Source organism: Neptuniibacter sp. 2_MG-2023 (genome assembly GCF_030547495.1).
Lineage (GTDB): Bacteria > Pseudomonadota > Gammaproteobacteria > Pseudomonadales > Balneatricaceae > Neptuniibacter.
In genome coordinates, this window is record NZ_JAUOQC010000001.1 from 409,755 (window position 1) to 429,543 (window position 19,789).

19 protein-coding genes are annotated in these 19,789 nt (G+C 39.0%); 4 read left to right on the forward strand and 15 right to left on the reverse strand.

The genetic code is table 11. From position 1 onward, the window contains the following. Both Q4486_RS01880 and Q4486_RS01885 read left to right on the forward strand, forming a co-directional pair. Positions 1 to 1,269 carry a nucleotide sugar dehydrogenase gene (locus tag Q4486_RS01880; protein ID WP_303517911.1) on the forward strand — a complete coding sequence of 423 codons (1,269 nt, stop codon included), beginning with the start codon at positions 1 to 3 and terminating at the stop codon, positions 1,267 to 1,269. A 2-nt stretch (positions 1,270 to 1,271) separates the two neighbouring features. Beyond that, on the forward strand, positions 1,272 to 1,652 hold the full coding sequence (locus Q4486_RS01885) for a hypothetical protein (RefSeq protein ID WP_303517914.1): 381 nt from the start codon (positions 1,272 to 1,274) through the stop codon (positions 1,650 to 1,652). A gap of 221 nt (positions 1,653 to 1,873) precedes the next feature. Here the strand turns inward: Q4486_RS01885 and Q4486_RS01890 are convergent, their stop codons facing one another. The 15 genes from Q4486_RS01890 to Q4486_RS01960 form a co-directional block, all read right to left on the reverse strand. Continuing rightward, positions 1,874 to 2,494, reverse strand: a complete 621-nt coding sequence (locus Q4486_RS01890; RefSeq protein ID WP_303517917.1) for an SH3 domain-containing protein — start codon at positions 2,492 to 2,494, stop codon at positions 1,874 to 1,876. Between the two features lie 381 nt (positions 2,495 to 2,875). Beyond that, positions 2,876 to 4,234: an MBL fold metallo-hydrolase RNA specificity domain-containing protein gene (locus Q4486_RS01895; RefSeq protein WP_303517920.1), complete on the reverse strand. Its 1,359-nt coding sequence runs from the start codon at positions 4,232 to 4,234 to the stop codon at positions 2,876 to 2,878. Positions 4,235 to 4,517: 283 nt separating this feature from the next. Then, a complete protein-coding gene (gene galE, locus Q4486_RS01900; RefSeq protein WP_303517922.1) occupies positions 4,518 to 5,537 on the reverse strand; it encodes a UDP-glucose 4-epimerase GalE in 1,020 nt (339 codons plus the stop codon). Position 5,538: 1 nt separating this feature from the next. Beyond that, positions 5,539 to 6,705, reverse strand: a complete 1,167-nt coding sequence (locus Q4486_RS01905; protein ID WP_303517923.1) for a nucleotide sugar dehydrogenase — start codon at positions 6,703 to 6,705, stop codon at positions 5,539 to 5,541. A gap of 45 nt (positions 6,706 to 6,750) precedes the next feature. After that, complete coding sequence (locus Q4486_RS01910; RefSeq protein ID WP_303517925.1) at positions 6,751 to 8,151, reverse strand: mannose-1-phosphate guanylyltransferase/mannose-6-phosphate isomerase; 1,401 nt, start codon at positions 8,149 to 8,151, stop codon at positions 6,751 to 6,753. Positions 8,152 to 8,239: 88 nt separating this feature from the next. Then, on the reverse strand, positions 8,240 to 8,893 hold the full coding sequence (locus Q4486_RS01915) for an SGNH/GDSL hydrolase family protein (RefSeq protein WP_303517929.1): 654 nt from the start codon (positions 8,891 to 8,893) through the stop codon (positions 8,240 to 8,242). Then, positions 8,886 to 9,701: a polysaccharide pyruvyl transferase family protein gene (locus Q4486_RS01920; protein ID WP_303517932.1), complete on the reverse strand. Its 816-nt coding sequence runs from the start codon at positions 9,699 to 9,701 to the stop codon at positions 8,886 to 8,888. The genes Q4486_RS01915 and Q4486_RS01920 overlap by 8 nt, the downstream gene beginning before the upstream one ends. Further along, the gene (locus Q4486_RS01925) at positions 9,698 to 10,855 is read right to left on the reverse strand and encodes an O-antigen ligase (RefSeq protein WP_303517935.1); all 1,158 of its coding nucleotides are present in this window, start codon (positions 10,853 to 10,855) and stop codon (positions 9,698 to 9,700) included. The genes Q4486_RS01920 and Q4486_RS01925 overlap by 4 nt, the downstream gene beginning before the upstream one ends. 29 nt (positions 10,856 to 10,884) lie before the next feature. Next, the gene (locus Q4486_RS01930; protein ID WP_303517937.1) at positions 10,885 to 12,327 is read right to left on the reverse strand and encodes a lipopolysaccharide biosynthesis protein; all 1,443 of its coding nucleotides are present in this window, start codon (positions 12,325 to 12,327) and stop codon (positions 10,885 to 10,887) included. Next, positions 12,324 to 13,583, reverse strand: coding sequence for a glycosyltransferase family 4 protein (locus Q4486_RS01935; RefSeq protein WP_303517940.1), 1,260 nt, complete (start codon positions 13,581 to 13,583; stop codon positions 12,324 to 12,326). Before Q4486_RS01935 ends, Q4486_RS01930 begins: the two co-directional genes overlap by 4 nt. A gap of 58 nt (positions 13,584 to 13,641) precedes the next feature. Next, the gene (locus Q4486_RS01940) at positions 13,642 to 13,986 is read right to left on the reverse strand and encodes a DapH/DapD/GlmU-related protein (protein ID WP_303517942.1); all 345 of its coding nucleotides are present in this window, start codon (positions 13,984 to 13,986) and stop codon (positions 13,642 to 13,644) included. 122 nt (positions 13,987 to 14,108) lie between these two features. Beyond that, positions 14,109 to 14,951, reverse strand: a complete 843-nt coding sequence (locus Q4486_RS01945; RefSeq protein ID WP_303517944.1) for a glycosyltransferase family 2 protein — start codon at positions 14,949 to 14,951, stop codon at positions 14,109 to 14,111. Positions 14,952 to 14,961: 10 nt separating this feature from the next. Beyond that, positions 14,962 to 15,462 carry a glycosyltransferase gene (locus Q4486_RS01950; protein WP_303517947.1) on the reverse strand — a complete coding sequence of 167 codons (501 nt, stop codon included), beginning with the start codon at positions 15,460 to 15,462 and terminating at the stop codon, positions 14,962 to 14,964. A 1-nt stretch (position 15,463) separates the two neighbouring features. Beyond that, entirely contained in the window at positions 15,464 to 15,928 is a 465-nt protein-coding gene (locus Q4486_RS01955; RefSeq protein WP_303517949.1) for a UDP-N-acetylglucosamine--LPS N-acetylglucosamine transferase, read from the reverse strand. Between the two features lie 46 nt (positions 15,929 to 15,974). Next, a complete protein-coding gene (locus Q4486_RS01960) occupies positions 15,975 to 17,426 on the reverse strand; it encodes an undecaprenyl-phosphate glucose phosphotransferase (protein ID WP_303517952.1) in 1,452 nt (483 codons plus the stop codon). Between the two features lie 331 nt (positions 17,427 to 17,757). On the opposite strand from Q4486_RS01960, the gene Q4486_RS01965 reads away from it, so the two are divergent. After that, on the forward strand, positions 17,758 to 18,264 hold the full coding sequence (locus Q4486_RS01965; RefSeq protein ID WP_303517955.1) for a hypothetical protein: 507 nt from the start codon (positions 17,758 to 17,760) through the stop codon (positions 18,262 to 18,264). 136 nt (positions 18,265 to 18,400) lie between these two features. Further along, positions 18,401 to 19,720 (forward strand): O-antigen ligase, encoded by a 1,320-nt coding sequence (locus Q4486_RS01970; RefSeq protein ID WP_303517957.1) that lies wholly within the window; start codon positions 18,401 to 18,403, stop codon positions 19,718 to 19,720. Positions 19,721 to 19,789 lie beyond the last annotated feature (69 nt).

A 19,789-nucleotide genomic window follows, 5' to 3' on the forward strand; every position in this document is an offset into this window, starting at 1 on the left:
ATGAAAATCACGATATGGGGTAATGAACTGCCAGCATGGACATCTGCGGCAGCCTTAGCAGAAAGCGGAAACCATGTAAAAATAGTTACAGGATTAGACCAAGCAGGCAACAAAAACGAGATCGCCTTTAAAATCAGTAACGAACCCGGCTTACAACATTGTATTGATGAAGCTATTCGTTCTGAACGTTTACAATCAGTAACGGCCGAAGACGGTCTCACGCCAGCAACACATATCATTTCCCTCAATCCAGATGAATATAATATAGCAGCCGAATTATGCACAAAGCTCGCCGCTGAACACCCAAGCAACCTGCTCATTATCAACCAATCCAACTTTGGTGTTGGTAGCACAGACAAACTACAAGCACTGCTATATGAGCCTTATAATCAAGCGCTTGCCTATCTACCTGATATGCTCGCTGAAGGCTCAGCCCTTAACAATTTCAAAAATCCTGAAACCATTATTGTCGGCTGTAGTAATAATTGGGCCTTGCTCAATATAAAAGCCCTTATGCGCCCGTTTAGCCAATCGCTAAAGCAATGGATGCTAATGACCCCTAAAGAGGCTGAATTCACTAAATTCGCCAACACAGGGATGCTCGCATTACGACTAAGTTACATTAATGAACTAGCTAACTTAGCAGATCATCTTGAAGTGGATATTGAAGTCATCCGCGAAGGAATGATAAGCGATCCTCGCATAGGCCCACACTACTTACATCCAGGCTGTGGTTTTGGCGGACTTCATTTCCAACAGTATATCGAAGGCCTTTCTGAGTTAATGGAAGTCAACCGCAACTCTAAACTACTCGATACAGTACTCGCAGAAAACGAGAAACAGAAAGAGCAGCCTTTCCGTAAGCTTTGGCGCCATTACGAATGTGATTTAAAAGATAAAACTGTGACCATTTGGGGGCTATCATTTAAACCAGGTACTGCCAGTATTGATAATGCACCAAGTCTAAAAGTGATCGAGACTTTATTAGCCCAAGGCTGCAAGATTCAGGTTCACGATCCAGAAGCGGGTAGCAATATCGCCCAGTACTTTAATAACCACGAACGACTAGAGATAGTCGATTGCTGTTACCAAGCCCTCCAAAACAGTGACGGCCTACTCTTATTAACAGAATGGTCTGAATACTGGTCACCTGAATACGATGAGATGCTAAATCGAATGCGTCATCCGTTAATTATTGATGGGCGGAACATTTTTGACAAAGAGATACTACATAGCCTTGGCTTCACCTACTACGGCGTGGGACGATAAAGATGCTCACAGCACCACTAAAAAAATATAATGCCATTATATGGTTGATTTTTCTCTGCGCACTAGCTGGATTAACCTACGGTATTTTTCGCACGACACCACCGGATGAACTATTTAAAAATTCAGATAAAGTCGGTCATTTTGTAGCCTTTTGCGGAGTCTCATTTATAGGCAGGTTTGCACTCATCAGAATCTCTGCCTTCCTGTACTGGGGAGCTTGGTTCTTTTTAGCAGGATTCCTTGAATACCTTCAAGGCGAATTACGCCCCTTGAGGCACTTTTCATTAGAAGATGCTTACGCCAATGCCATAGGCGTCACTATAGCGATTACCCTTACTTACATTATTCATAAAACACTCCTAAAAAAAGCTAGGTCCCTTTAGATATAAGCTCCCATACTTTAACTAAGGAATAAGAAATATTGAGTAAAAAATTAGGGAGTTTTTCTTATTTACGAGTATATAAAATGAAATTATTCTAATGTCACAGAGTGTATCAAGGAGGATGCTTTAGCCCTCAGGATGAGGGCCTCTGTACCAAACATTAGGATGATGCAGAATCGGCAAGGATGCCGATGCAGCTAAAACCAGCTATCCATTTATGCCTATAAAGAACCAACCACTCGGCATCGATGCCCTTCCAAATTCACCGCTATTAACTGATAAGAAAGATCCGCTTTCATTAAAATATTCATAGAGAAACGCTCATCGGATTTAGAAACCACGTGCTCTAAAGTTTGACTCACCGGCACAGGTATCAAATCACCCTTAGCTGTTTTGGCCACCAGCTCAGCGCTACAATTCACATTGATCTTTTTTAACCCACTGCCTTTCACTAAAGCATATTCTAAATATAGGTCGCACCCTTGAATATAATCATTGCCAATCACTTTTTCACAACTCAACGCGGCGCCCTTATCCGCAAGTACCAGCTCCTCCTTTAAAGTGCTATTTACAACACTACTTTCTGGTACCAAAAACTGACTGCTCATCCACCCCTCTGTTCGACCGTTTACCTCGTCACGCCCAAGAAAATAAATCTTAGTCCAACCCTCTTTTTCATCCAGCTTAATGACAAGATGCCCTTTGTTTAACATCACTAAACTACGCCCTTCTAAACTAGGCGCTTCACGCACCCGAACAAAATCATTAGTGACGACATAATAATCTACAGCCAATGCCTGACAGGAAACCATCAACAGAAAGGCAAACATAAATTTATTCACAACAACACCTTATAAAGAGCATCAGTAAAGTTAGGATGGTAGTAATTCTTTCACCTTAGATGCAACTAATCAATTTAAAGAAAACATATATCTTTTTTATAAAAGCACAACCGGCCCATACAAAAAATCCCTAACATAAAAACACGACCAAAAATTAGGAATTTTTCTTATATACCAAAATGAAAAATGAAATTATTCTAGCACCACAGAGTACATCAAGGATGATGTTTAGCCCTCAGGACGAGGGCCTCTGTACCTAAACATTAGGATGATGCAGAGTCGGCAAGGATGCCGATGTAGTTTCCAAGACCACACTCTCCAGCAAAGCACAATTTCCACAAAAGCTAACCGCCTACAATAGCCCTTGTAGGAGCCCACCTCCTACCTATGGGGAATCCAAACCTTGGCGTTTGGCACAATCTCGTTTAATTTAATCCGCAATGCTTGCTTCGCTTCATCATCGCCGTGAACAATCCGTATTTCGGAAGGCTTATGACGCATCCTTTTAACAAAATTAACTAAATCCTTTTGATCCGCATGCGCAGAATATCCACTAATAGTGTGCACGCCCGCACGGATATCTATTTTTTCATCATCCAAATAAACATAACCACCTCGTGGTCCGTACACCTGAATATCCCGCCCTAGGGTACCTTGCGCCTGATAACCGACAAACAAAATATCTGTTTTTTCATCGGATAATAACGCCTTAAGGTAGTTCACTATTCGGCCACCCGCACACATACCACTGGCAGCAATCACAACGGCAGGCCTTCCCGTCCGCTTGAGGTGATTAACCAGGCGTTGGTGATCCCCGTGACTATCAATCGTAATCAACTGCTCAAACGCCAAAGGATGTCGTCCATTTTGTACTTTTCGCCGCGCCTCTTTATCCCAAAGCTTCCGCAACGACCTATAGTGCTCAGTAAACTCCGCCGCTAACGGCGAATCAACAATAACATCCAACCCTGCCCAATCACCGCTGGACCGATGAATAATCTCTTCAATTTCATACAGCAGCTCCTGAGTACGCCCGATACTAAATGCAGGAATCAACACCGTCCCCGCATCAGACAAACATCGCTCTAAAACACGTTTCAACTCAGAGCGCCTAGCCTTTCTACCCTCATGGTTTTTATCACCATAAGTACTCTCAATAACCAAACAATCCGCTTTATAAGGCGCTTTAGGTGCAGATAATAAAGGAGAGTATGGCGCTCCCAGATCGCCAGAAAAAACAACACGTTCAGAGCCTAATCCAAACTCCAGATAAGCCGAACCAAGAATATGCCCCGCCATACGAAAACGACAGCTAGCCGCAGAAGCATCTGTTAATTTAAACCACTGATCATAAGGAAACGGCTTTAACAACACGCGGAGACGATCCAACACTTTACCAATCAGATTTTGATCACGACTAATACCCACTTTGATTGCATCCTCAATAACTAAAGGCAACAACTGAGCAGTCGCTTCCGTTGCATAAATAGGTTTATCAAAGCCCGCAGCCAGCAAATAAGGGATACGCCCCACATGATCAATATGACAATGGGTCACAACCAACGCTTCAACAATATTAAGAGGAAAATCAATCGCAAGAGAACCTTGCTCAAGCTGAGACGCTTCCGCGCCTTGAAACATACCGCAATCGATAAGCACCGAATGCTCGTCATCAATAAAAAGCTGATGGCAGGAGCCTGTTACACCCGACACTGCACCATGATGAATAATCTTCGCCATAAAACCTCCATGTCCTATGTAATTTAACCTGTAGGGGCTCGAACGGCTCCCAGAGCGAATGGATTACACTCCGCAATCCAATCAAAAACCAACCCTCACCTGTAGGAGCCCGGCCCCCCGGGCGAATGAATTACGCTAGGATTACCACCCTTTCGGCCAGAGGCAGGCCTCCTACATCTACACCCCATAGGCGCTCACCTTTATGCTCAGAACGGGTGCCAGAGCGAAGAATTACGCACCCAACCCCAAAAAGAACACACACCTTCGGCCAGAGGGTGACTTCTTACACATACCCATCCGGATTATTTGACTGCCAACGCCACGTATCTTCCATCATCTGGTCTAATGTCCGGCGAGCCTTCCAACCCAGTTCGCTTTCTGCTTTACTAGCATCCGCCCAAAAGGCAGGTAGATCACCTTCACGCCTATCAGCAAAAGCATAAGGAATTTCAACACCGGTCACATCCACAAATGAATTAACCATATCCAATACAGACAAACCTTTACCTGTGCCTAGATTAAAAATATGTACGCCCGTTGAATCTAAGCAGCTCAAGGCAGCTAAATGCCCATCAGCAAGATCCATCACATGCAGATAATCCCTTTCACAGGTTCCATCATTCGTAGGATAGTCACTGCCAAAGATGGAAAGCTCTTTTCGCTTACCAACAGCAACCTGACTAATAAATGGCATTAGATTATTAGGAATACCTTTAGGATCTTCACCAATCAATCCAGAAGGATGAGCACCAATAGGGTTAAAGTAACGCAGCAAAGCAACAGACCAGTCGTCATCTGATTTGCACAGATCAGTTAGTATCTGCTCAACCATCGCCTTAGATGTACCATAAGGGTTGGATGTCTTACCTCTAGGCATAGTTTCAATATAGGGGATAGGCGCATCTTCACCATAAACCGTAGCCGATGAGCTAAAAACAAGCTGCTTCACACCCGCTGCGGCCATTGCCTCACAAAGAACTAAGGTGCCGCAAACATTATTCTGGTAATAATCCAATGGGATTTGAGTGCTTTCACCTACAGCTTTCAAGCCAGCAAAGTGAATAACGGCACTAATTGAATACTCTGAGAAAATCCTATCTAGACAAGATCTATCTCTAATATCACCCTCAATAAACTCAGGGCGCACACCTGTGATAGTTTCGATACGATTAAACACTTCATCACTACTGTTACAAAGGTTGTCCAAAACCACAACGTTTGAACCAGAACTCAAAAGCTGAACAACAGTATGAGAACCTATATAGCCAGCACCACCTGTGATTAAAATAGACTGAATCGACAAGTTAATCACTCCCAAAAAGATCGCGCGTATAAACTTTATCTTTCACCTGTTCCAATTCTAGTCCTTGGCGATTAGCGACAATCACATCAGACATAGACAAAAATTCATTCAAGTCTTTAACAACACGCGAGTTGAAAAAAGTGTCGTCCTCTAACACCGGCTCATAAACAACAACCTCAATGCCTTTGGCTTTGATACGCTTCATCACCCCCTGCATCGCTGATGCTCTAAAGTTATCAGATCCTGACTTCATCACTAGACGATAAATACCCACTACTTTAGGCGATTTTTTCAATATAGCATCAGCAATAAAGTCCTTGCGTGTAGTATTCGCATCCACAATTGCGCGAACCATATTACTCGGTACATCTTGAAAATTAGCTAACAGCTGCTTTGTATCTTTAGGCAAGCAGTAACCACCATAACCAAAGGACGGGTTGTTGTAGTGATCCCCAATACGCGGATCTAAACCGACCCCTTCAATAATGTGGCGGCTATCAAGGCCGTGGGTCTCGGCATAACTATCGAGTTCATTAAAATAGGCCACACGCATAGCTAAGTAGGTATTTGAAAACAGTTTAACCGCTTCAGCTTCAGTAGAATTAGTAAATAAAACAGGAATATCGGTTTTAACAGCACCTTGCACTAATAAGTTAGCAAAAACCTTAGCCCGCTCTGACTGCTCACCCACGATAATGCGAGAAGGATGTAGATTATCGTAAAGTGCTTTACCTTCACGCAAAAACTCAGGTGAGAAGATAAGATTCTCACACCCCAGCTCTTCCTTAATACGCGCGGTATAGCCTACAGGTACAGTCGATTTGATGACCATTACTGCATCAGGATTAACGACCATAACATCACGAATAACGGCCTCAACTGAACTTGTATTAAAGTAATTAGTGTCTGGATCGTAATCGGTAGGCGTAGCAATAATCACATAATCAGCACCCAAGTACGCCTGTTCTTTTTCTAATGTTGCCGTAAAATTGAGCGTTTTATTCGCTAGAAAGTCCTCAATTTCAACATCCACAATAGGGGACTGCCGCTTATTCAGCATCTCAACCTTTTCAGGGATCACATCTAACGCGACAACTTCATTATGTTGCGCCAATAACATCGCATTAGATAAACCAACATACCCTGTCCCTGCAATCGCAACCTTCATAACTTTTCCTTAATAAAAATATTTTATCGAGGGATACAAATCCCTCTACGCACGCCCATATCTATCTTCGAAACGAACAATATCATCTTCACCCAAATATGAACCTGACTGAATCTCTATCAGCTCTAAATCCACTTTTCCTGGGTTTTCTAAACAATGCACTTCGCCTAAAGGAATATAAGTGGACTGATCCTCTGTCACCAAAAATGTCTCATCCCCTTTAGTGACACTAGCTGTCCCCTCAACCACGATCCAATGCTCCGCACGGTGATGATGCTTCTGCAATGAGAGTTTAGCCCCAGGTTTAACCGTAATACGTTTAACTTGATAGCGATCGCCCATATCAATGGAATCATATTTACCCCAAGGACGATAAACCTCTCTATGCTGAAACGACTCACTACGCCCCGCATCTTTAATCTGCGCGACAATTTTCTTAACATCTTGGATGTGATTTTTATCGGCAACTAATAATGCATCCGGCGTGTCGATAATAATAAGGTCAGATAAACCAAGCGTCGTCACTAAACGATCTTTCGACATAATCAAAGAGTCGCGAGTCTCTAAGGCAATGACATCACCTTCAGTCACATTACCTTCAGCATCCTTCTCTTTAAGCTCCCACAGGGCCGACCAGCTCCCTAGATCACTCCAACCAGCATCCAGCGGGATTACAACAGCCGATTCAGTCTTCTCCATCACGGCGTAATCAACCGACTCATCAGGGCATAAACTGAACGCCTCAGCATCAACCCTAATAAAATCCATATCTTGTGCAGGCGCAGACATTGCATTTTGACAGGCTTGTAAAATATCAGGGCGATATTTACCTAACTCTTCAAGGTAACGATCGGCTCTAAACATAAACATGCCGCTATTCCAGTAAAAGTCACCCGACTCTAGGTAGGCTCTTGCCGTATCTAAATCTGGCTTTTCAACAAACTGTTTAATATTAAAAGCTGAGGAGGTTTCAAAAGTGTGACCTGCTTGAATATAACCATAACCAGTCTCTGCATGTTGGGGCACGATACCAAAAGTCACTAGCATACCTTTTGATGCCAAGGGTTCTGCTTGACAGACAGCCGCTTGAAATGCGGCTTCATTTTCAATCACATGATCCGCTGCCAAAATTAATAAACACTCAGTCCCTTTGCCTTTACTCACTGCATCTAGCGCCGCTAAAGCGATAGCTGGCGCTGTATTTCGCCCAACAGGTTCCAAAAAAATCGAACAGGGCTGACCAATAACTCGCATCTGCTCAGCTGCTAAAAAACGGTGCTCCTCGTTACAGATCAGAGCCACATCTTCAACTTCACCTAAACGTGAGACGGTTTCTTGCAACATAGACAGTTGACTATTTAAAGGTAAGAACTGCTTTGGATACTGAGTTCGAGACAAGGGCCACAAACGTGTACCTGAACCACCTGATAAAATAACGGGAATCATGTGAAATATCCTACCCAAAATATAAAATTAAATTTAAAAGTGAAACTATTCATTTGAAAATAAAAACTATCAAAACGAAGAGCCATTCTTAATTAAGACATTTATTTACAATTAAACCTTTTAAAACAGGTACAATAACTGACTCCGCAGCTCTACTCGTCGGATGCAAACCATCAGGTATAACTTTTTTAAAGTTCCCTTCATACATGTCCATCCACCTTGGACGAAAATCAAAATATTCTATATTATTTTTACGTGCTAATAGCATATGCCTATACCTATATTCACCAAGCATAGGTCTAATCCAAGATCTTATCCCATATACAGGATTCATTATCATTAAAATTATTGTGACATCTTCATTGTCAGCACGAATAGTTTTTATTATATAATCTAAATTATTTAAACTTTTAGAAAGACTTATACCTCTAAAATAATCAGCATCATTTACACTAAACTCCATTAGCACAACACTTGGCTTATATTCTAATAATTCGTCCAACTGCTCCACCCCTTCATTTGAAGTCGCACCTGATATTGCTAGATTTAATACATTAACGTTAGCACTTTTATACTTTCCCAAAACATTTTCTAATGAAGCAACCCAATTACCACGTTTAGTTAAGCTAGTACCTAATGTTACTATTTTAAGATCATCTTCAGAAAAAACAAAAGACGAAAATGTAACTAAAAAAAAACAGACTGTGTACTTAATTTTTCTTAAATAAAAAAAACTACGCATTATCGGAAAAAAGCTCAAATGGGAATGAGTCGATTAACTTCTCTTGAAAATCATAATCTCCCCCTCTTTCACCTCCCACCAACAATGCCTCACCCACTGTTGATACTGGTTTAGGCGAACGCCCTGTACTTAAATAGTAATCATAAAATTTAAACGGAGGCTCGCTTATCGAAGCAGGCCTCAGCCATCTTGCTGGAATTCCATACATTTCTGCTATAATAATACCGTGCAATGAACTAGAAACAATAAAATCACAACTTAATATTTCAGGAATAACTATTCTCGGATCTCTTAACGGATCGATTAAAATCGAGTCTGAACCCACTGAAAATATAGTATTATCTTTATAGTGAAGAATATAACCAACACGGTATTTAGAAACAACTTTATAGTCCGAAAAAAGCTTTGGTAACAAAAAAGCAGGATCACCTATCACAGGAGGGCATCCTCTTTTTAAAGAATGCTGTACAAATGCCTGTGTGATAGGCCCTCTCACTCCTGCTATAATAATATCTTTGGGGAATTTCTTTAAAAAATGCAAAGACGGGTTATTTAAACCAACACCCCACATAACGTCCCCCTCATTTGCACAATGCAAAACGGAACCTCCAGGGTAAAAGAAACGTTCCCCCCCATACATCCCTGCCCCTTCTCCTGCTAATTCTCTAACTATATCTAGAAATAAAGCATCTCCAAAATTTGGTTTCCCACTTGGGTGATTCCATGCCCAAACATTACAATGACTTTTCTTATAACCTTGGTTAATTCTACGATACATTAACTTAGCATTGTGCCCAATAATATTCATAATTTACCTTTTTTACTATTAAAATCCCCACCACTTCCTGAATAAATATTAAACAGAACTACAATAAAAATAAAAATATGAGGTGATGAAAGAGCATTATCTGTATAACAAAAAAGAGCATACAAAAAAGTTCCCGCAAACATCATTAAACGTCCAATCCCTCTAGAATAGAACGCTCTATAAAAACAAAAAGAAAACATTATAAGAAAAGCAAAAAAAGCAGGGATCACTCCAATTTCAGATGAAATTCTTAAATACTCATTATGAGCACCAATAGTATTACCTGTTAATATTTTAACCTCATCAGGGACAAAATATATTTGATGACCAAAACCCACACCAAACCATTCATATTCATTAATAAGATCTAATAAATAATTCCAAATTAGATCTCTTCCACTTAAATGAGTCTGCGTTATCCGACTAAACAATCCTCCACCAAATAACAATAAAATAAAACAACCGCCAATACCTAATAATGTAAGAAAAACTTTAAGATGAGATTGTGACTTAAAACTAAAATAGAAATAAAGCATACATAAGGAAGCACCAACAAATAAAGCCATTCTCCCCCCTGTTAAAAATAAAACTAAAGCATTAAAAGCCACAAGCCAGAAATACGTATAACCACTCTTCTGAACTAAGTAAAGACTACAAAAAACAGCCGTGATAGACAATCCACCTAAATATGCAGGAATCAAAGTCCCTTGAAGCCTAGGCAAACCACTTACATATTCAATTGAAATTAAATTACGTATACCTACGCCAGTGTAAACACAACCCAACAAAATACATATTAAAGGAACAAAACAAAAAAACTTAGCAAGTTTTAAACTTTCTCTTTCTTCAACAACGGCCCCAAGCAAAAAAAACAATATTACAATTTGAGTCAATGCTTTAAATAAAATCCAATAATCCAAATTTTCATTCTTAGACATAAAAGCAGAAAAAAGGCAAATAATTACAACTAACAAACAACTTACCATAGCCCATTTATTCAATCTACCAAACCACCACAAATAAAAACAAGCTAGCAAAAAAAACATCTTTTCAATAGCATTAGAAAAATCAAGTCCAGTTAAAACTTTGACATTAAAGATCAAAAACAAAACAGAAAAAACAAAAATCTTATAGTAAGAAATACTAATAACCATAAAAATACCATATAACTCTATTTAAAATATTAAAACCTATTAAAAACATTACCAATTACAAAAAAATAATTCTTCTTAAAGAAAAAAAACAAAAACAAATTATAAAAAACAAACAAAAAACAAAACGAAACAAAAAACTCACCAAAAAAAGAAAACCCATCGAAAAAAGAAAAATATTCAAGACAATAACTAAATAAATACATTAAAGACGAACCAAAAAGGTATGGGTAAACTTTATTAAAAACAACCCACAAAGAAAAACCAACAACCTTAGCAGTAAAGACAAAAAAAACAGGAATCGTACATAAAAAAACAAAAGCATAGGCATTAACTAAAGCCAACAGAGTCTGATTCGAAAAAACATAAAATATAAAAACAAATAACAAAACCCTAACCATCTGAAAAGCAAGACTATAATATGGCCGTCCTTGTGAATTCAACAACGAGCCACAATAAAAGGCAACAGATTGAATAGAGCCTAGCAAAGCAAGTACTTTAAGTATTCCACCTGCTCCCTGACCATTATCTCCAAATAAAATAAAAACAATATCTTCTGATAGAATAGCCACTCCCACAAACAAAGGAAAAGAAATAGCCGAAGTTATTTCAACCGCAGTATAAAAAACCTCGAAAAGTTTTGATTTATTTTCCACTAACCGAGAAAATCTAGGCAAATAAACATCAACAGTTACCGCTGATATTAACTGTTGTAATACAGCAACAACCCTATTCCCCATCACATAAACGGCAATAGCTGCTGGACCAAAAGAGGCAACAATTACCAATTCAATACCACGAATGGTTACATAATAAAGAATTTTACTTAAAGATATAGCTACCCCAAATTTAATTAATCCAACAGCAATAGTACAGTCGAACAAATTATTTAAAACAAAAGGCTTCTTCCACCACACCAAAAGTGCGTTTAAAAAAGCCAAAGTTAAAAATTGAGCAACCAGAGACCAAGGCCCAGCACCTAATAAAGCTAAAGTAATTCCTGCAGCTCCACTTAAAGTAGCTCCTATAAGAGCTCGATAAGCTAACCATTTGAAATCGTATTTTCTACGATAAAAGGCTTGCGGTACAAAGGACAACGAATTAAGGAGTAAACCTATGGCTGCCACTCTTAATAAATCAGTTATTCCTAATACGTTCAATAAAGATGAAATTTCAACAGAAAAAACTACTATAACAACAGATAAAATAAAGCCTAAAGATACATTTATATAAAAACCAGTTACAAAGTCCTTATTAGATACATTTTTTTTTTGCACTATAGCATCGCTCACCCCTCCATCAGCAATAATTTCAAAAAAAGCTAAGATAGCAAGCACTGTAGCAAACAACCCCAATTCACTAGGATCTAAAATACGTGCTAATACAAAAAAAACGACCATTGAACCAAAGCGTATACCAAAGTTACGCACAAATGACCAAATGATATTGGAACGGATAGAGCTAACACCGCTCATGATCTGGCATCCATACAATTACTATCGCCACTTTCTAAAACTTCATTCATGACACCTAATGCAGTACTAGGGGAAAACAATTCTGCATATTGATGCGTTCCACTATTAAATTTTTCAACTACATTCGGATCTTTTAACCAATCATTTACGACAAATAAAAACTGATTTGCATCAGTGCAAGCAACAAAAGGAGTTGATTCATTCAATGGAAAACCATAAGCCCCTATTTCAGTGGTAACGCACGGCAAACCAAGATTAAAATAATCCACCATTTTAATCTTAATTCCACTTCCCATTCTGACTGGGTTTATTGCAAACAGACAAGCTGCAGCAATCTTAGTTACATCATCTACACGCCCATGAAAATTTACATTTTCAATAGGATACTTGAAAGAATTTGCTATATCCCCTATGACTTCAAGATAGACATTTGGCTGTTTAAGCAGAATTTCTGGCCATACAGTATCAAAAAACCATCTCAATCCATCGCGATTATGATGAGCATCAGCACCCATATAAAGTAAACGTGGTTCCAATTCTGATGAAAAAGACTTTATGGGCTCTACACAAGAAACACTAGTTGGATAAAAAGTTTGAATTTTAATTTCAGGAACTATGTTTGATATGACATCTTTTTCTAGGCTATTTATGGATAAGATGAAGTCATATTTACGCCAGAATATAGATTCTAACTTTTCATCTAGATCTGGTTCGACCCGATAACCATTCGACTTAAAAGACGCACATCGTCGATGAAAAACATCGTGAGCAACAAGAACTTTATACATATCAGGTAAGAGATCAAGCACTGGAGTTCTAAACAGGGTATCAACAAATACTATATCGAATTTTTTTTCCCTTATTTTGGGTATCAACTTAGCTAAACCATTTAGATCCGCATATTTTCCTATCTTAAGCGTCAAATCATTATCGCGATAATTATTTTTTGAAAAAAAAGACAACAAACGTTTAAAAGGACGTAGATAAGCTTTAAGGGTCGTCGCAAAATAAAGTGGTCCAATTTTTTTATACTTTTGCAAAAAAACACATTCCGCACAAAGAGCCTTCAATATTTTTTCATTAAAGATTGGAGAGCTAAAATAATCGCCTGTTAGTAAGAAACTTATTCTACAGTCAGCTTCTTGTAATGCAGAAAAAACTGACCAATTATAACTTTCAGCACCACTACTGTTTTTTTTAGGCATTCGCTCACTAACAAAAAGCACCTGTTTTCTGGAAACCGATTGATAATCCACTATTTCCAACCTTTATTTAACAAAATATTTCAGCAAACTATGCTTTATAATTCCAATACTACTTTTGTAAAACGCCGAAACGACCTACTTTTATTCCTGATTTAATAACAGCCGCAGGATTCCCAGCAACAATAGAGCCCGATTCAACGTTCTTTGTGACAACAGAACCTGCTCCAATAATACATCCATTACCTATAGTTATGCCTGGAAAAATAATACTTCGAGAACCGATAAAGCAATTATTACCGATATAAGTATCTGTTTTAAGACTTCGAACCATATCATGACTTAAAACTGCCGTTTCAAAAGCTATATATGTATTTTCACCTATATGAATCCCTCTAGGATGTGTTTTATCTAACCGCACACTCAAGGAAAACACTGAAGATTTAGCAATATCCATGCCCCAGACTTTTGTATAGTAATACCAACGAATTCTCACCAATACTCGCTGAAACCATAAAAGTTGATTCAAGCTCTGTAACTTTAAATTTACCATAGCTACGACTCTCTCGAAAAATGAAGCTATTCGGTTAATGATTTGTTATAACGCATAGATATTAAAAACTCAGACCAAGGCAACTCGTTTTTAACCATTAAAACCAAACCAACACAAACCTTACGAATAAATTCATACATCAAGCCAACACTTTTTTTGGAGTACCGTTTAAGAACAATGGTACTACCACGATAATACTTACCCCTAAGTTCATTATTTTTATCACGGTGGCCAACAATTTTCTTAGACAAATAACTTACCTGTTTAGATGCTAAATATGCACGAATAGCATAATCTAAGTCCTCACCACCATTATTTTCTGTTCCAACACCAAGATTAATATCAAACCCACCTATCTGAAGCGCTACTCTTCCTCGAATAAAAATAGTATTAGATGAAGCATTACGTACAACATCAGATATAGATGCCTCTTTCAATTCATCCTCATTCATAGAAGCAACTTCTGTAGATGATCCATACTTACAAAAAAAGAAATCAAGATTTTTATTAAATTGGAACTGATTTATTACGAAATTCAAATTACCAACAGGGAACCAGCAATCATCGTCAGGGAAAGCTACTATACTAGAACCTTCAATCAATGAAGCATCAAATACGTAATGAAATAACCGGTTGCGCGCCTCAGATAAAGAAATAACATTGTCAACCGAAAGAAAAGTCACAAAAGGAGGAGCTTTTATTTCGATTTCAGAGCATTTTTCTTTAGTACATTTTTGTAATAATACGACATGATCAACATGATAATTAGTATTTAATTTCATATTTTCAGCAACACTTTTCAACATATTATCTAAAACATCAGTATTGCCATTTTCAATAATCGCAGTAGTTAATAACAATAATTTCATAATTTCCCTTTTAGGATAATGCTATAAACTCGCTAATAAATCTAAGTAACTCCGGTGACGCTTTTGAACCAACTGAATTAGGTTTCTCTAGCGATTCGATAGAGTCCAAACACTCAACCAATTCCGTTTCAGATTCTACAATATATAGACCTCTGTAACCTCGAAATTTTTTCGCTGTAGCTATTTGATGATCATTCCTGTGCTCATTCAGATCAAATCTTCGTGGCATCAATATCGCCGGTATGTTATTTTCAATTGCAGTTATTATTGAGCCTATTCCTGCATGAGCAATAAGAACACTTGCTTTACTAATTAGCGATTCATAACGCTCAGGAGTAAGCATCTCACTTCCTTTAATATGCTTAGGAATACCTCCACCAGGCCCCGTTTGAGCATATATATCGATAGAATCTTTATCTAAGGCCCAATTATCTATAGCATTAACTAGCCGTTCAAACGGAAACTGCGTTCCCGTGGTCACGAAAATCATCCCATCAGTAGTATTTACCATATTAAATTACCGATCCTTTATAATCGACAGCATTTTCCTTTGCCACATCAGGCCACTGACTTAGTGTTTTATGAGCAATTGTTTTCGATAACTTTCCCGCCATAGATAAGGTCTCAGCATTAGCAACACTATCAATCCACAATGTTTTTGCGCCAAAAATTCGCCCAAACGCAATAGCGACCAAGCCTGGCGCTGCTCCAGTGGTAACAACAACATCAGGTCTGATAGATAAGATTGTTCTAAATAAAGCGAGAACCAATGCTAAAACTTTTATTTTCTCATTACGGTTTGCATCAGGAACAATAAGGGCATTATCAATACCGCTTTTTTCAGCCAAGCCTACAATCGTTGTGATGTAAACTACCTCACATTCATCAAATGCATCCCGTAGTTGCATTAATTGCTTCCAATGTCCTCCACCTGACGCTATTGCCACAACTCTCTTTTTCTTATCTAACGCAGCCATGCTGATCCTTTACCATATAATCCACAAAATAGTTTTTAATTTAAAACTAATATACATCTTTCGACAAAAGCGACATTGGCGTCTTAATTAATATTTTCACATCTAAACCCAACGACCAGTTATTTATATAATTCAAATCATACTCAACCCGCTTTTCCATCTTGTCGATGGTCTCCGTTTCGCCTCGATATCCATTAATTTGCGCTAGACCTGTTATGCCGGGCTTTATTCGATGCCGAGCAAGGTAAGCGTTAATTTTGTCTGAGTAGTAATTATTATGGGCTACGGCATGGGGTCTTGGCCCCACGAGTGACATAGTGCCTTGCAGTACATTTATAAGCTGCGGAAGCTCATCTATAGAAGTGCGACGAATTAGGCGGCCAATGTCGGTGATACGCGGATCTTCTTTGGTGGCTTGTTTTACTTCGCCGTTAGTTTCTTCATGAAGTTTCATACTACGGAACTTCCAAACCTTTATCACTTTGCCATCCCAACCGTGGCGATCCTGTTTGAAAAATACTGGGCCCGGTGATGATTGCTTAACTTTATAAGCCACCCATAACATCAAAGGGGAAAGCATTATCAGTGCTATCGCGGCAATGGAGCGATCCATAATACCCTTCATGATCATGGATACTTTTGAAGAGGTCAGTGGGCTTTCATTAAGAGAGATAAGAGGAATACCTGCCACTTCTCGTACAGAATGATTAAGTAAATTCAATGCAAATATATCTGGGGCCCAGATCACATCGACGTTTTCATCAAGCAAATCAAAATTTACCCCTTCAATCTGCTTAGAAGCTTCCATAGGTAGAGCAATATAAATACGTCGAATATCATGCTCTTTAATTAACTCGCGTATATTCTCTAGACCACCCAACACGTTTACATTACCAACCGTTGTAGTTTGATCTTTATCTAAACTTTTAACACAGCCTATTACCTTGTCGGGTAGCCACCTGTTTTTATTTAAGCTTTCGACAAGGTGTTGAGCGACAGAGCCTGTGCCAATAATCATTACAGGCAGATGATGCCCAAAGCTTTCTTTGTATTTTTTAGATAGATAACTTACAAGACAAAACGATAAGTTCTGTACCACAAGGATAGAGGCAGCCCAAGTCAACAGGATCTCTCGCGAGAAAATCTCTGATGTCTTCGTAATAAAGCCAATAAATGTTAGAAGCAGGATCAACATCAACCATGCACTGGATAAACGAAGGCAGCCACGCACATAACCTGAGGACTGTCGATACACCCCACGAGAGCTATAAATAAACCACAAACTACAGATCGTAATAACAGTGAGTACGCGATAAGCGGGGGGAAAAGACTCAAGCTTCGACCACGTGAAGATGAATAATAAACTTGCGGCCACCAAGATATCTGTTGCAACTTGAAATAGAGCAACAAGTGATTCATGATTTTTTAATAAACGTCTATTGCGGCGAACGGAAACCGAAAAATGCGTATTATCGACGTTAGAGGTACCACTATCCATCTATTTTCCCTTAAAAAGCCTGCTTCCATAATCCAATGGCTATAGCTATTCTAAATATTAAAGCATTATTCAGCAATGTAATTTTTTGCAGTGCGGAATAAGAATTTTGAAACACATGATTTATATAGTAAAGAAAATATATGATGTTTTTTTGAATGCTCTGTTTTTATTATTCTACGTCATTATTAGAGGGAGCTTCCCCTCTTAATGCTCTATTCCAGTGCAGTTAAAACACAGAAAAACGTCATAAAAACATAAAAATTCGCTGTTTGTTTATCCCTTTCCTCGATGCTATAATTAGCACATATTTATCCATAAAACATGGAGTGTTATGATGCGTCGCACAATAATTTCTTTGGCTGTAGGTATATTTTTGCCTTTCTCAGCCAGCTATGCAGACCTATCGGAAGGATTAGCCTCGAATGCATCAACGATAGATATTCTATCAGATGCCCTAGCTCACTGCCTTTACGAAGAGGCTGACGTCGTAGTAAATCACTGCACAACAGCAGATATAGATACGCTTATGTCTAATGTAGCAGCCCTTAATAAAAACTTATTAGATAGCTTTGTTACTGCTGGTATTGAAAGCGGTCTAGATCCTGTCGTCCTTGTTGAAGCTGCGATAAAAGCTGGTGCGAATCCTGAACTCATTGCGCAAACAGCCATCTTAGCAGGCGCAGACCCTACAGATGTTGCAGAAGCAACTGCTGCTGGCGGAACACCAGGACAAGGTACGGGCGCTACTACGCCAGGCCAGACCGGCAATGCAGTATCACCTCCGGCTTTTGGCAATAATACAGGTAGCGGCGGCGGTGGGAACCCAAGCCCAACTTAAGCACCTATCTAGATGAAAAAGCGCCTTTCGGCGCTTTTTTATTGATAAACATAAAAAACTTATCATTTTTTACTGCAATAATGTTTTAGTAAACTCTTACCTTATTCTCAGAAATTTATATGTTGGCTTTTGATTTATGGATAGATCATCTGATCGCACGCTGTTTTATTTCTTTTTAGGCATTTTAATTTGGGCACCTTTACCTTTAGCCAGTAACCGGCTTTGGTCCCTATCTCTTTTATGCGCGTTGATACTGCTATTATCTACCTCTGTCCTTTATCAACAGTTAAAGAATAATTTAACGCTCTCGACCCCATTAAAAAGATCATTACCAATTATTGGACTCTTCTCTATAGGGACGACCTGGGTAAGTCTGCAGGCAATTCCAGCATTAAATCTATCTATCTCTCCAACCGATAGTCTGCATGATGCTGCTTGGGGTTGGTGCCTATTAGCCATGTTCTGCTTGACCTTACAACTCCTACGAAATAACTCTCGGATAATGCTGACGGGCTATGTATTAGTAGGATCAGCCCTATTCCAAGCGGTGTATGGCAGCCTGATGACCTTTACTGGTTTTGAGTTTTCATTTCTCATTCCTAAAGAGAGTTACCAAGGGGTTTCAACAGGTACCTTTATCAACCGCAACAGCCAAGCCGGTTACTTAGTCATGTGTGTATCTATAGGCATAGGCTTGATGATATCCACCTTAAAAGATGAAGCTTCATATAACTGGAGAGAACGCAGCCGCCGCTGGCTTACAGCGCTGTTAAGTAAGAAAATAATTCTGAGAATCGCCTTATTAATAATTGTTTCGGGGTTAGTGATGACTCACTCTCGAATGGGAAACACGTCATTTTTTGCCAGTTTAATGATTATGGGAGTGCTCGGTTTAGTTTTAAGCCGCAAAGCTACTCGAAGCATGGTTATTTTACTAAGCAGTTTACTTATCTTAGATATCTTTGTTGTAGGTACGTTCTTTGGTGTACAAGAAGTTGCCGATAGACTTCAAAATACAAGCATAGAGAAAGAGTCACGTGACGAAGTCGCTAAAGCCACAATCGACCTTATGCAACCCCAGCTATTAACTGGCACAGGAGCGGGAACCTTCTATACAGCCTTTCCCGAATACAGAACAGAAGACGTTGGACGCGGGTTTTATGTAAATACACATAATGATTACCTAGAGTTTAGTTCTGAGTTTGGTTTATTAGGTACGCTTCCCTTAGGTTTGGTACTATTAATTAGCTTAGGCGCGGGACTCTATGCGCAATATAAACGACGGAATAAGTTGCTCAGAGGGATCGCTTTTGGCTCATCTATGTCGATTATTGCCATGCTGATTCACGCTACCGTTGATTTCAATCTCCAGATGCCAGCTAACGCTTTAACCTTTATGGTGATATTAGCTTTTACATGGATATCCGTATTTAAAGAGAATAAACGAAAAATGTAGGAGGCCAGCCTCTGGCCGAAGATGTTTAGGTTTTATCGGGTTCGGCGCGTAATTCTTCGCTCTGACAAC

What these genes read in the sequence shown, in the direction of transcription:
- Q4486_RS01880 (WP_303517911.1), top strand. Translation starts at nt 1, where the DNA reads ATGAAAATCACGATATGGGGTAATGAACTGCCAGCATGGACATCTGCG.
- Q4486_RS01885 (WP_303517914.1), top strand. Translation starts at nt 1,272, where the DNA reads ATGCTCACAGCACCACTAAAAAAATATAATGCCATTATATGGTTGATT.
- Q4486_RS01895 (WP_303517920.1), bottom strand. Translation starts at nt 4,234, where the DNA reads ATGGCGAAGATTATTCATCATGGTGCAGTGTCGGGTGTAACAGGCTCC.
- Q4486_RS01905 (WP_303517923.1), bottom strand. Translation starts at nt 6,705, where the DNA reads ATGAAGGTTGCGATTGCAGGGACAGGGTATGTTGGTTTATCTAATGCG.
- Q4486_RS01910 (WP_303517925.1), bottom strand. Translation starts at nt 8,151, where the DNA reads ATGATTCCCGTTATTTTATCAGGTGGTTCAGGTACACGTTTGTGGCCC.
- Q4486_RS01915 (WP_303517929.1), bottom strand. Translation starts at nt 8,893, where the DNA reads ATGCGTAGTTTTTTTTATTTAAGAAAAATTAAGTACACAGTCTGTTTT.
- Q4486_RS01920 (WP_303517932.1), bottom strand. Translation starts at nt 9,701, where the DNA reads ATGAATATTATTGGGCACAATGCTAAGTTAATGTATCGTAGAATTAAC.
- Q4486_RS01925 (WP_303517935.1), bottom strand. Translation starts at nt 10,855, where the DNA reads ATGGTTATTAGTATTTCTTACTATAAGATTTTTGTTTTTTCTGTTTTG.
- Q4486_RS01930 (WP_303517937.1), bottom strand. Translation starts at nt 12,327, where the DNA reads ATGAGCGGTGTTAGCTCTATCCGTTCCAATATCATTTGGTCATTTGTG.
- Q4486_RS01940 (WP_303517942.1), bottom strand. Translation starts at nt 13,986, where the DNA reads ATGGATATTGCTAAATCTTCAGTGTTTTCCTTGAGTGTGCGGTTAGAT.
- Q4486_RS01945 (WP_303517944.1), bottom strand. Translation starts at nt 14,951, where the DNA reads ATGAAATTATTGTTATTAACTACTGCGATTATTGAAAATGGCAATACT.
- Q4486_RS01950 (WP_303517947.1), bottom strand. Translation starts at nt 15,462, where the DNA reads ATGGTAAATACTACTGATGGGATGATTTTCGTGACCACGGGAACGCAG.
- Q4486_RS01955 (WP_303517949.1), bottom strand. Translation starts at nt 15,928, where the DNA reads ATGGCTGCGTTAGATAAGAAAAAGAGAGTTGTGGCAATAGCGTCAGGT.
- Q4486_RS01960 (WP_303517952.1), bottom strand. Translation starts at nt 17,426, where the DNA reads ATGGATAGTGGTACCTCTAACGTCGATAATACGCATTTTTCGGTTTCC.
- Q4486_RS01965 (WP_303517955.1), top strand. Translation starts at nt 17,758, where the DNA reads ATGATGCGTCGCACAATAATTTCTTTGGCTGTAGGTATATTTTTGCCT.
- Q4486_RS01970 (WP_303517957.1), top strand. Translation starts at nt 18,401, where the DNA reads ATGGATAGATCATCTGATCGCACGCTGTTTTATTTCTTTTTAGGCATT.